Origin of the sequence: Psychromonas arctica (assembly GCF_038155225.1) — a bacterium.
Lineage (GTDB): Bacteria > Pseudomonadota > Gammaproteobacteria > Enterobacterales > Psychromonadaceae > Psychromonas > Psychromonas arctica_B.
In genome coordinates this window covers 1-219 of sequence record NZ_JBAKBA010000306.1, presented here as the reverse complement: position 1 = coordinate 219, position 219 = coordinate 1, and the positions used below count along the sequence as shown (strand labels likewise).

1 pseudogene is annotated in these 219 nt (G+C 34.7%); it reads left to right on the top strand.

The features are described 5' to 3' along the window. Positions 1 to 219: pseudogene (gidA, locus tag V6255_RS18630) on the top strand (tRNA uridine-5-carboxymethylaminomethyl(34) synthesis enzyme MnmG); the annotation flags it as partial.

The window sequence follows — 219 nt, the reverse complement described above, 5'->3', positions numbered from 1 at the left end:
CGTAGACCTGAAGTAAATTATGAAAGCTTGATGAAAATTGAAGGCTTAGTCCCAGCAATCGCAGATACTATTGCTGCTGAACAAGTTGAAATAAATATAAAATACCAAGGTTATAATGATCGTCAGTTAGATGAAATTGAAAAAGTGAAACGTCATGAAGACACTGCGATACCTGTTGAGCTTGATTATTCAGAGATTAAAGCTCTTTCAAATGAAGTG